The organism is Bacillus sp. z50, from assembly GCF_058313585.1.
Map to the genome: position 1 here is coordinate 167,628 of NZ_JBZFQL010000006.1, position 12,277 is coordinate 179,904.

Annotated in this window: 11 protein-coding genes and 1 other annotated feature (1 of these 12 running past the window's edge); of the genes, 4 read left to right on the forward strand and 7 right to left on the reverse strand. The window is 38.0% G+C overall.

The window, feature by feature from the left end; translation table 11 throughout:
* Nucleotides 1-99, reverse strand: a binding site (T-box leader) (it extends 132 nt beyond the left edge of the window).
* Between the two features lie 150 nt (nt 100-249).
* Nucleotides 250-3,135, forward strand: coding sequence for a transglycosylase domain-containing protein (locus AC4G3N_RS16275; RefSeq protein ID WP_491090651.1), 2,886 nt, complete (start codon nt 250-252; stop codon nt 3,133-3,135).
* A 115-nt stretch (nt 3,136-3,250) separates the two neighbouring features.
* On the opposite strand, the gene AC4G3N_RS16280 is transcribed toward AC4G3N_RS16275, so the two are convergent.
* From AC4G3N_RS16280 to acsA, 5 genes are all read right to left on the reverse strand, one after another.
* The gene (locus AC4G3N_RS16280; protein WP_490558479.1) at nt 3,251-3,553 is read right to left on the reverse strand and encodes an NUDIX domain-containing protein; all 303 of its coding nucleotides are present in this window, start codon (nt 3,551-3,553) and stop codon (nt 3,251-3,253) included.
* Entirely contained in the window at nt 3,529-3,651 is a 123-nt protein-coding gene (locus tag AC4G3N_RS16285; protein ID WP_257469196.1) for a hypothetical protein, read from the reverse strand. The genes AC4G3N_RS16280 and AC4G3N_RS16285 overlap by 25 nt, the downstream gene beginning before the upstream one ends.
* A 103-nt stretch (nt 3,652-3,754) precedes the next feature.
* Nucleotides 3,755-4,225: a DUF3267 domain-containing protein gene (locus AC4G3N_RS16290; RefSeq protein WP_491090653.1), complete on the reverse strand. Its 471-nt coding sequence runs from the start codon at nt 4,223-4,225 to the stop codon at nt 3,755-3,757.
* 248 nt (nt 4,226-4,473) lie between these two features.
* Nucleotides 4,474-4,959, reverse strand: a complete 486-nt coding sequence (locus AC4G3N_RS16295; protein ID WP_139892788.1) for a GNAT family N-acetyltransferase — start codon at nt 4,957-4,959, stop codon at nt 4,474-4,476.
* Between the two features lie 116 nt (nt 4,960-5,075).
* Nucleotides 5,076-6,794, reverse strand: a complete 1,719-nt coding sequence (acsA, locus tag AC4G3N_RS16300; RefSeq protein ID WP_066109033.1) for an acetate--CoA ligase — start codon at nt 6,792-6,794, stop codon at nt 5,076-5,078.
* A gap of 276 nt (nt 6,795-7,070) precedes the next feature.
* On the opposite strand from acsA, the gene AC4G3N_RS16305 reads away from it, so the two are divergent.
* The 3 genes from AC4G3N_RS16305 to AC4G3N_RS16315 are packed head-to-tail and all read left to right on the forward strand — an operon-like array spanning nt 7,071 to nt 9,524.
* The gene (locus AC4G3N_RS16305) at nt 7,071-7,703 is read left to right on the forward strand and encodes a GNAT family N-acetyltransferase (RefSeq protein WP_066109036.1); all 633 of its coding nucleotides are present in this window, start codon (nt 7,071-7,073) and stop codon (nt 7,701-7,703) included.
* A 28-nt stretch (nt 7,704-7,731) separates the two neighbouring features.
* Nucleotides 7,732-8,379, forward strand: a complete 648-nt coding sequence (locus AC4G3N_RS16310) for an acetoin utilization AcuB family protein (protein ID WP_066109041.1) — start codon at nt 7,732-7,734, stop codon at nt 8,377-8,379.
* Nucleotides 8,376-9,524, forward strand: coding sequence for an acetoin utilization protein AcuC (locus AC4G3N_RS16315; protein WP_139892786.1), 1,149 nt, complete (start codon nt 8,376-8,378; stop codon nt 9,522-9,524). The genes AC4G3N_RS16310 and AC4G3N_RS16315 overlap by 4 nt, the downstream gene beginning before the upstream one ends.
* Before the next feature lie 184 nt (nt 9,525-9,708).
* Here the strand turns inward: AC4G3N_RS16315 and ccpA are convergent, their stop codons facing one another.
* Together ccpA and AC4G3N_RS16325 are read right to left on the reverse strand one after the other, a co-directional pair.
* Entirely contained in the window at nt 9,709-10,707 is a 999-nt protein-coding gene (gene ccpA, locus AC4G3N_RS16320) for a catabolite control protein A (protein WP_066109047.1), read from the reverse strand.
* A gap of 301 nt (nt 10,708-11,008) precedes the next feature.
* Nucleotides 11,009-12,094 carry a bifunctional 3-deoxy-7-phosphoheptulonate synthase/chorismate mutase gene (locus AC4G3N_RS16325; RefSeq protein WP_066109050.1) on the reverse strand — a complete coding sequence of 362 codons (1,086 nt, stop codon included), beginning with the start codon at nt 12,092-12,094 and terminating at the stop codon, nt 11,009-11,011.
* Between the last annotated feature and the right edge of the window lie 183 nt (nt 12,095-12,277).

The window sequence follows — 12,277 nt, forward strand, 5'->3', positions numbered from 1 at the left end:
AGGAGGTAATTCATCATTTCGCTTGTACCGGTTTACACCACCCACCGGCTCTCTTAAACATTGGCGAACTAACTACTGAAATCCTGTTATCGCATCAAATATATAATATTGGTTATGCTTTTTTTACCATAATAACAAACTGTTTGTCAAACCCAATAATTGTATTGTTTCGCTAATATAGAGAAACTATACCTACCTGAAACACTTGCTTATGCTATAATGTATGTGATTTGTTGGGGGAGTGAATGAATGAAAGATATTTTTATAAAACTTAAAGAAAGGCTTGCGCCATTGTGGGACTTTGTAAACAAACCCGTTGTACAGCGAAGAGCACGTATTTCCTATCAGGTTATCTGGAATAATCTATTAATCTTCTTAATTGTATCTGTCATCGGGATGGCATTTGCTGGCGGAGTTGGAGCTGGTTACTTTGCATCTATGGTAAAAGACGAACCAATCAGGAGCAAGGAACAGCTTAAATCAAGTGTGTCCAGTTATGAAGAAACATCTGAGATTTATTTTGCAAGCAATGTATATATGGGGAAAATGCGTTCTGATCTTGAACGTAAAGCAGTGAAACTGGAAAATGTTTCGGATTACGTTAAGACAGCATTAATTTCCACAGAAGATTCCTATTTTTATGAGCATAAGGGTGTTGTACCAAAAGCCATCATTCGAGCTTTACTTCAGGAAGTGACAAATTCTTCTGTCCAATCAGGAGGAAGCACACTGACACAACAATTAATAAAACAACAAATCTTAACGAATGAGGTTTCCTTTGATCGTAAGGCGAAGGAAATCCTGCTGGCATTACGCCTTGAAAAATTCATGAAAAAAGATGAGATTTTAGAAGCTTATCTGAATGTCTCACCGTTTGGCAGAAATTCCTCCGGCCGTAATATTGCCGGTGTCCAGGCTGCAGCGGATGGCATTTTCGGGGTAGATGCCAAAGATTTAACTCTGCCACAGGCTGCCTTTATTGCGGGATTACCAAAGAATCCATACCTTTATACACCATTTACACAATCCGGTGAAGTGAAGGAGGACCTTTCCCCAGGTATCAATCGTATGAAAACAGTTCTTAAAAGAATGTATACCAACGATGCCATTACAAAGGAAGAATATGATAAAGCATTAAAATATGATATTAAGAAAGACCTTGCAAAGAAACAAACATATCCTACTGAAAAGTATCCATACTTAACATATGAAGTAGAAAAAAGAGCAATTGAAATCATGATGCCAATATTGGCAAAGAACGATGGGCTTTCAAGCAAGGATTTAGAAAAAGACGATGACCTATATAAGCAATACTATACTCTGGCTGATCAGGCCATCCGACAAAATGGCTATCAAATTCATACAACCATAAACAAAAAAATGTATGACAATATGCAAAAAGTCACTAAAAATTACCCTTATTATCAGGGTACCCGCCAGGTGGAGAAAAAGAATCCGGATACAGGAGAAACCTATATAGAGAATGAACCAATTGAAGTTGGCGCCATGCTAATTGAAAACTCTACCGGAAAAATACTCAGCTTCGTTGGAGGCCGTGATTTTAAACGGGAGCAGCTTAATCATGCTACATCAGCTGTACGTTCAAATGGTTCAACAATGAAGCCACTACTTGTATATGCACCAGCAATGGAGTACGGAGTTTCCTATCCAGGCAAAACTTTGGTCAATGCACCTGTGAACATTCGCGGTTGGAGTCCAGGAAACTATGCTGGCGGCGGAATTACCGGTATAACCTCTGCACGTGAAGCATTAAAGAGATCCTATAATATACCGGCAGCGGTTCAATATGCGGAAATTATAAATCGCAACCCAGTAAAATATCTTGAAAAAATGGGCTTCACCTCTTTAGAAAAGCAAGATTATACAAACCTTTCCACGTCTTTGGGTGCATTAGCCAGAGGCGTAACCGTAGAAGAGAATACGAATGCCTATGCAACATTTGCAAATGGTGGACAATTCGTAGATAGCTATATGATCGAAAAAATAGTAGATTCTAATGGAAAGACCATTTACCAACATAAAAAAGCGAAGACGGATGTATTCAGTCCACAAACAGCTTATTTAACAATTGACATGATGAGGGATGTCATCACCTCTGGAACAGCAGCAGGTTTAAACAATAAATTGAAGTTTTCAGCCGACTGGGCCGGCAAAACCGGCACTAGCCAGAACTTTCATGATGCCTGGATGGTCGCGACCAATCCAAATGTCACATTTGGAGTTTGGATGGGATATGATTCAAATGCATCTGTGGATACATATGGAATGAGTTATTCACAGCGAAATCAAACATTATGGGCACAATTAATTAATTCAGCTTATGATGTTGCACCAAACTTAGTCGGGACTTCGAAGCGACACCAAATGCCAGGTGGAATTGTATCCAGATCCTATTGCACATTGACCGGTTCCCTGGCATCCAAATCATGTATAGATGCAGGACTCGCAAAATCCGATTATTTCAATGCCAAATATCTTCCTTCATCTGAGAACGGCAATTTGGCAACATCAAGCGAAAGATATGTGTTCATAAATGGTAAGAAATATGTGGCACTGGGGTCTACTCCAGAGGAATTCACAGAAACCGGTCTTGTGATCAATGCCGACTTTTCTAACATTACAGGAGCAAAATACCTTATTGATAAATCATCTATTACGCCAAAAGGCTCTGAATTTGAAGGGGCAGCTATCGGAGCTTCGAAAATGAATGATAACGGGAAAGTACCTGGAGCACCGGCAGTTACTTCAAAGGAGAAAGTCATCAACTGGAAATCTTCTGGTGACTCTGACATAGTTGGATATCGTGTTTATAGAAATGGTGCTAAAGTAGCCAGTATCAAAGCTGACAATACACTCAGCTATAAAACAGATGGAAATGGAAAGTACTACATTACTGCAGTGGATATAGCTGGTAATGAATCTGCTCCATCCTCTATTATCGAATATAAACCAGTTCCTAAGCCGGAACCTAAGCCTAAAGAAGTAAAAAAAGAGAAGGCAGAAGATAAAAAAGAAGAGAAGAAAGATCCAAAAGAAGAGAAGAAAGATCCAAAAGAAGATGAAAAACCAGTTCATGCCGAAGAACAAGAGCATGATGAAAATACAGAGGAATAAAAAAGAGGCTGTTCCAGGTCGGCATCACACTCGACTATCGGAACAGCCTTTCTCTATATCTATCAATCAACTATTTTTTGCAATCCCCGATATATATAGGATTACTAGAATCCCTTCATATATATTGAATAAGAAAATCTCTGTCCTCAGGATATGTTAACTTCAGTGTTTTTAATTCCTCAAGGTCTTTCCAGGCAATATCATAAATAAGACCGTCCGGATCCCGAATATTTCTTTCACCACCCATAATCCTCACTATATAGTAGCGAACTTCAGCAGTAATATTGTGTGTTTCATATATTACCCTTTTTACCTTAACTTCTTCAACAATTTCTGTTAAATATCCCGTTTCTTCTTCCATCTCTCTAATACAGCACTGTTCAAAACTTTCATCTACTTCTTTACCGCCCGATGGAATAGACCATAATTTTTCTCTTCAGGTTTCCCCTGCAGAACCATTAACAATTGACCATTGTCATTGATACATAGACCTGAAGAACCAAACCATTCTTTCACTTTATCAAGCCCCTTTTAAACTACAATCTTTAATTTCTATATAGCAAAATGATGTTACTTTTCTTCATCATTTAATAAAAATAACTCAACAATTCCTATGCAATTAGATGCATTTCCGGTATGTATTTGTCCCATTACTTCTTAAAGAGGCTTTTCTTGGGACCTGTGTAAGGATAAATAAAAAAAGAAGCAGATCAACAGAGGATGACATGGAATTTAATAGTATTAAAAATTTTATTGGTGTGGTTAAAATACCCAATGCACCTAATAACAGAGGGAGTACGATTGAAATAATTATAAAAGGAGCAAGTGTAATGATGATATATCTAGCTTTAGGAATTTCATCTTCTGTTATAACAAACGCGCCGACCCATGTGAATCCCATATAGGTATTTTTTGATTTAATAAAATTGGATATGAACAACAAATGAATGAATTCGTGTATGACTACCAATAGGACTAAACAAACAATCATACCTAAATTAACTATGTTCATACTTACGTTAATGGTGATGTTAATTCCATCAGGTGTCAGTCCAAAATCGTAAAAAGAAAAGCTTGAAAAGATATTCATAATTGCACCAGAAAGGAGTGTTGCAAGAATCATAAAAGGTAGAGAGAATAAAATTGTACTGACTATATTCCTTGGTTCTTTCAGAAGAATCCAGTTATTCTTCGTTAATTCCGTATGTAAATTTAGGTAATTTGTTCAATAGTTTCATCGGCATCACTCCATTTCTTTTCTGGCTAATCAATTATCAATTTATCTATTTTTACTATCCTATTAAAATTAAAAAACTTATGTAATTGGTAAATGATTTTTTATAAAAGTTTACTCATAATTTCCCCTGGTAACCCATCTATCGCACAGACCTTTTCAGATTTGAATCCAAGATTAGCTAATATTTTTCTCGAAGGAATATTATTAGGGTCTATTATCGCCACTAATTTCTTCAATTCCGATTTCCTCACTTTTCCAATTAATACTTCGGCAATATCTGTCCCATACCGTTGCCCCCAATGTTCAGGTAGAATCATATAGCCAATTTCAGCTTCGTCAGTAAGTTTTTCATTTAAAATTAAAGATCCGAGTCCAATGAATCTCTGAACGGAAGCATCAAAAATTTTAAAAGTCCCAAAGTTTTCATGTTTCTTATTACGTTGCAATATCTTTTGATAGTTCAACCTTGCCTCCTCTAAAGGCAGAGCCCGTTCTGTTATTTGGGCCATAACCTTCTCATTACTTACCAAACTATAATAATCCTTAAAATCGGTTTCTTGAAACTTCATTAGGTTAATATTCTTCATTTCCCCCACTCTTCCTGCTAAATGGAATGATATGTATTCCATTTGCTCATATCCTTTGTAAAAACCAAAAAAAGGGGTGTTTATAAGGGTTAAATCACCTTATAAACACCCCTGTTTTAATCTTCCATCGTTGATAAGTCGCCTGTTGGCAATTCAAGCTCCCAAGCTTTTAATACCCTGCGCATAATTTTACCACTGCGTGTTTTCGGCAGTTTATCCTTGAACTCAATCTCTCTTGGTGAAGCATGTGCAGCAAGCCCTTGTTTAACAAATAGCCTGATATCCTCTTTCAGCTCATCCGAAGGCTCGTATCCAGACCTGAGGGCAATAAATGCTTTAATGATTTCACCCCGTACAGGATCCGGTTTGCCTATTACACCCGCTTCAGCAACCGCCGGATGTTCTACCAGCTTGCTTTCAACCTCAAAAGGTCCTACCCGTTCTCCGGATGTCATAATAACATCATCAATTCTGCCCTGGAACCAGAAGTACCCATCTTCATCCATATAAGCTGAATCGCCTGAAACATACCATCCTGATGGCATAAAATAGGATTCATACTTTTGTGGATTATTCCAGATTTGCCTCATCATGGATGGCCATCCTTTTTTAATTGCTAAATTGCCCATACGATAAGGCGGTACTTCATTCCCTTGGTCATCTACGATGGCAGCCTCGACTCCAGGAATTGGCTTACCCATAGAACCCGGTTTAATCTCCATACTTGGATAGTTACAGATTAGTTGTGCACCGGTCTCTGTCATCCACCATGTATCATGGATACGTTTGGAGAATACTTTTTGTCCCCATTTAATAACTTCAGGATTTAAAGGTTCACCTACACTTAGTAAGTGGCGAAGGCTGGATAAATCAAATTGTTTTACTACCTCATCCCCTGCACCCATCAGCATACGGAATGCAGTAGGGGCACTGTACCACACGGTTACATGGAAATCTTCAATGGTTTGATACCAAGCTTCCGGGCTAAATCGTCCACCTGTGACCACAGAAGAGGCTCCATTTAGCCACGGAGCAAATATCCCATAAGACGTTCCTGTGACCCAGCCTGGATCCGCTGTACACCAATATACATCCTCTTCTTTTAGGTCGAGTACCCATTGTCCGGTTTTCAGATGCTGAATCATTGAATTATGCGCATGCAGAACACCCTTTGGCTTACCGGTTGAACCGGAAGTATAATGTAGAATCAGACCGTCTTCCCGATCTACCCATTCTATATCTAATTTTTTAGATGCATTTTCATATTTGCTGTTAAAATCTATATATTTACCAGTTTCCTCTACATTATCTCCTACTACAAAAATATGTTTCAATGCTGGCAGGTCATCTGCAGGAATTCTAGACAATAATTCAGGGGTAGTGACGATTACACTGGCTTCACTATCTTCCAATCGATCCTTAACCGCCCCTTCCATAAATGCCTCAAATAACGGGCCGACAATAGCTCCCAATTTTATCGCACCCAGCACTGTGAAATACAATTCCGGTGATCTCGGCATAAAAATAAATACCCTGTCACCTTTTGTTACATTCCCATATTCCTTCAGAACATTTCCTGCTTTATTCGATAAATCTTTCATATCACTATATGTATACTTCTCATAGCGATTAGGGTCCTTATAATATAATGCTACCTTATTGCGCCTGAAATTTTCAGTATGCCTGTCAATACATTCGTATGCCGCATTCACTTTACCCGTTTCATTCCAAGAGAATTCCTGCTCTACATCCTTCCAGTCAAATGATCTGTAGATTTCCTCATAGTTTGCTAAATTATAATCCCCTTGCACAACAGAAAGCGCTTCCAGTTTCATAATTATTCCCCCCTGATCAAAGATAATATATTGATAGTATAGTACAAAATCCATTTTATCTCAATTTTTAAAATATTTAATAAGTTACACTAATATGTTACAATTTTTATAATTGTAGTGTTTTTAAGATAACATCCCCATTAAGTGTTTAAAATAATTATGCCAGTAAGCTTCTTAATTTCCACTACATATGACTTAAAAAGTTCATATCATGAAGCATTTATGGATTTAAAGTGCTGTATAATAGCTTTAAAATGTGACCTGGGTGGTGTATGGATGGAGCATAAAAAAACGTATAATTTGAAGGAATTGCAAACCCCATGTGGGCCGTTAGTTATCGAGGGCCCGGTATCTCGAGATCAATTAGAAAATCTTGAATTTCATGAGGGTCTCGTTGCCTTTAGGGTTCCTGAGAAGCAGCATAAGGCTTTAATTCAAATCAGCAGCCTTCCTGAAGGCCGAATTATTATTGCGAGGGCCGGCGATGTCATTGTCGGATATGTCACTTATTTATACCCAGATCCTCTTGAAAGATGGTCTGAAGGGAAAATGGATGACTTACTGGAATTGGGTGCTATTGAAGTAATCCGTGAATATCGCGGATGTGCGGTCGGGAAAAACTTGATCCGCGTGGCTATGATGGATGAGTGGATGGAAAATTACATTATTATTACCACAGAATATTATTGGCATTGGGATTTAAAAGGCAGCGGATTAAATGTATGGGAATATCGAAAAATGATGGAGAAAATGATGAGTGCCGGTGGCTTGGAATGGTATGCCACTGATGACCCTGAAATTTGCTCCCATCCAGCCAATTGTTTAATGGCCAGAATCGGGAAAAACGTTAAAAAAGAGAGTATTCAAAAATTCGATCAATTACGATTCATGAATCGATATATGTATTGAACGAACTGATTTTTGAGGAGGGCTACTTGTGATTATTGAGGATATCATGATCAAGGATGTTATTACGCTTCAAAAAAATGCTACACTCCAGCAGGCAATTGATTTAGTAAAACAAAAAAAAATCAGGCATATACCAATAGTAGATGATGAACAACGGTTAATCGGCCTGTTATGTGATGTCGATATCCGCTCTGCAACTCCATCTATCTTCCATCTTGATGAATATAAGGAAGACCTTCTAAAGCCAATAAGCGATATCATGATTACCGATATTTATACAGCACACCCACTTGATTTCGTTGAAGAGATTGCATTTGTATTCTATGAACAAAAGATATCTTGTATGCCTGTGATCAGCGACAACAAATTAGTCGGGATTATTACTGAAACAGATCTTCTGCATACATATGTAGAACTTACTGGCTCAAATCAGCCTGCATCCCAAATAGAGGTGAAGGTCACTAATAAATCAGGTACGCTCAGTGAAATAGCCGAAGTCATCAAAGGCCACAATTCCAATGTAAATAGCATTTTCATTTATCCATATAAAGAAGACCCGGCATTTAAAGTCTTGGTACTAAGGATTCAAACAATGAACCCGCTGAAAATCGTACAGGGCCTACGGTCATCCGGATATGAGGTATTATGGCCAGATATACCGGAGAGCACTCTATGAAGGAAGCCTCATTTGTTTATTCAACCGATTTACTTTCCTACAAATTTAATGATAACCATCCTTTTAACCAAAAACGGCTGCAAATAACAGTAGACTTATTAAATAAAATGAATGCCCTGAAAGAGGATGACTGCATCAAACCACGAATGGCAACAGATGAGGAATTAAGCCTGGTGCATGATCCCGATTACATCAGTGCGATTAGATTAGCCGGACAAGGAAAGCTTGACCAGGATAAAGCATTAAATTATGGAATTGGGACCGAAGACACCCCCATTTTCTCTGGAATGCATGAGGCAAGCGCCTGGCTTGTGGGAGGAACATTGTCTGCCGTTGATGAAGTAATGGAAGGGCGTGCTCAGCATGCCATAAACCTGGGCGGTGGTTTGCATCATGGCTTTAGAGGGAAAGCCTCCGGATTCTGTATCTATAATGACAGCTCTGTTGCCATTAAATATATGCAAAAAAAATATAATGCCAGAGTTCTCTACGTAGATACGGATGCCCATCATGGAGATGGTGTTCAGTGGACTTTTTATGATGATCCTTCTGTTTGTACACTGTCCATTCACGAAACAGGTCGCTACCTATTCCCTGGAACTGGCAATATTACTGAACGTGGAAATGGAAAAGGATATGGTTATTCATTTAATATCCCCCTCGATGCCTTTACGGAGGATGAATCATGGCTCGAGTGCTATGAAAAATCCTTTAAATCTGTCATAGAATTTTTTCGCCCAGACGTTATTTTAACTCAAAACGGCGCTGACGCTCATTACTATGATCCATTAACGCACCTTTCTGCTACCACTGCAATCTATCAATCCATCCCAAAACTGGCCCATAAGCTTGCACACCAGTACTGTCAAGGTAAGTGGATAGCAGTTGGTGGCGGTGGATATGATATCTGGAGAGTGGTTCCGCGTGCCTGGTCCCTAATATGGCTAGAAATGACTAATAATTCGAATTGTTCAGGTGAGTTGCCTGTCGATTGGGTCAATCATTGGTCAGCATTAGCACCCGTTACATTACCCACTACATGGGAAGATCCACCTGATATGTACAAGCCCATCCCACGTAAGGCTGAGATTACTGAAAAAAATGCAAAAACTCTAGAAAAGGCATTATACACGATTCTATCCTAACCCGATGAATCTGCTGAATTTCAAATACCTGATTATTTAAATTTCTTATATAACTGGTCACAGACACCAAGTTACACACTAAAAAGATGAGGACTGGATATAATGTATACTACCTGTTTTACTAAAATAAAAAGCTGAACCATTTGTAGAACTATTCACAAAATGGCTCAGCTTTTTTTATTTTTTATTTTGTTGAATCTCTCTCTTCAATTCTGTACGGCAGAATTACAGAGGATTCATCTACCTCTTCTTTGTTCATAAGCTTTGTCAGCAAGCGCATGGAAACAGCACCAATATCATATAATGGCTGAACAACCGACGTTAGGCGAGGTCGCACCATTAAAGATAATCTCGTGCTATCCGAACTGATTACTTCAAGATCCTCCGGTATGGAGATACCTTTATCTTGTGCTGCATGAATGATACCAAGAGCTGCCTCATCTGAGCATACAAAAATAGCTGTCGGTTTATTATCCAATTCCATTAGCTGGTTCAAGGCTTCGATTCCGTCATCATAGGATGCATCTGTTTCTACTAGATATTCTTCATTATAAGGAATATTAGCTGCCTCCAATGCTTTTCGGTATCCCGGCACCATTTTTTTCTCTATAATTGCATTTTGAAAAGATCCTGATACCATGGCAATATTCTTATGTCCACGATCAGCAAAAGATTTAATCGCATCCATCACTGCTTGTTCATAATCAATATTCACAGATGGAATTTGAGCAGAATCTTCAATTGTACCTGCCAATACAACAGGAACCGGTGATTTCTTGAATTCTTCAATATGCTCATCCGTAATATTTGAACTCATAAAGACAAGTCCATCGACTTGTTTGCCAAGCATCGTTTGGATTAGTCGGCTTTCTTTTTCTTCATTTGAATCCGAGTTACTTAAAATAATATTATATTTATACATGGTAGCAATATCTTCAATCCCTCTTGCTAATTCAGCATAGAAGATACTGGAGATATCTGGGATAATAACTCCGACTGTTGTTGTTTTCTTACTTGCTAATCCGCGTGCCACAGCATTCGGTCTGTAGCCAAGTCTTTCAATTACTTCATTTACTTTTTTACGTGTTGCCGGTTTAACGTTTGGATTACCATTGACAACACGTGATACAGTTGCCATGGAAACATTTGCTTCACGAGCTACATCATAAATTGTAATATTCATTTTTTACACCGCCCAAATTTCTCTATTCTAATCCTAATAGTATTCAATTAAGTACCATTTAGTATGTTATTATAATAATACTCTACCCTCTAAATTCGTGCAAATAAACACTTTATCTATTTTCTTACTATTGTATACATAACAAATCCAATTTTCACTAAGACTAACTCAGTACTTCTTTAAAATGATAGCATTTGAATAATAAATTATAAAAATTCCACTGAAAAATTCAGGGACTATTGATTCGTTAATCTATTGGAGAAAAATGAAAAAGAGTTGCCAAATAGCAACTCCATATTTATTAAATTCTGATACCTGTCTGCTTGGTAAATTGATTAATCTCGTTTACAAACGTATCAAATTGGTTTAGATCCATCTGTTGTGCGGAATCGGAAAGAGCAACTGCCGGATCCGGATGAACTTCAGCCATAACCCCATCAGCACCGATTGCCAATGCAGCTTTAGCAGTTGGAATTAGCAGATCTCTTCGGCCGGTCGAATGCGTAACATCCACCATTACCGGTAAATGCGTTTCCTTTTTCAGTATAGGTACAGCTGAAATATCCAATGTATTCCGTGTAGCTTTTTCATACGTACGAATTCCGCGTTCACATAATATGATATTTCCATTTCCCTGCGCCATTATATATTCAGCTGCGTTAATGAACTCTTCAATTGTCGCTGCCAGCCCTCTTTTTAGCAGAACGGGTTTATTGACCGCTCCCGCTGCTTTTAACAACTCAAAGTTCTGCATATTACGAGCACCAATCTGTATCACATCAATATACTTAACCGCAGTCTCAATATCCGCCGGGTTTACAATTTCGCTTATAACAGCCAAATCGAATTCATCAGCAACCCTTTTCAGGATTTTTAATCCTTCTTCACCCAACCCTTGGAAATCATAAGGGGATGTTCTCGGTTTATAAGCTCCGCCTCGAAGTAATTTATATCCTTTATCCTTAACAGCTTTTGCTACAGTCGCTACTTGTTCATAGGATTCTACCGCACATGGGCCAAACACAAAGGACGGTTGTCCATTTCCCACTTTCTCACCCTTCAAATCAATTATAGTATCATCAGGATGCTTTTTACGGGAAACAAGCAATGCTTTACGATGATCATCTTCCTGTAGTTCAAGGCTTGCTTTAAATATTTCCTTGAAAATATGTTCAATGGTTGATTTTTCAAATGGACCATCATTATTTTGGATAAGTGTATTAAGCATTTCTCTTTCTCTAACAGGATCAAAACGATACTGGCTTTGCTTACCTTTTAATTCACCGATTTGTTGTACAACTTTTCCTCGTTCGTTAATAAGCTTTAATAATTGCAAATTCAAATTATCCAGTTGTTCTCTTAATACATCCAGTTCCATATTACTCAATATCACTCATCCTCTCTGTTCTGCATTGCATGTTTTAGCCTGGGTTACATATATTTTAAAAATTTCTAAATCACTTAGTAAAATATTTTACATTTCAGTATATAATTGAAACTATTATAACGGATTAATTCGGTATTGTCACTATTAAACCTTTATCAATAAACCGCTTTTAAGTGTTAAAGC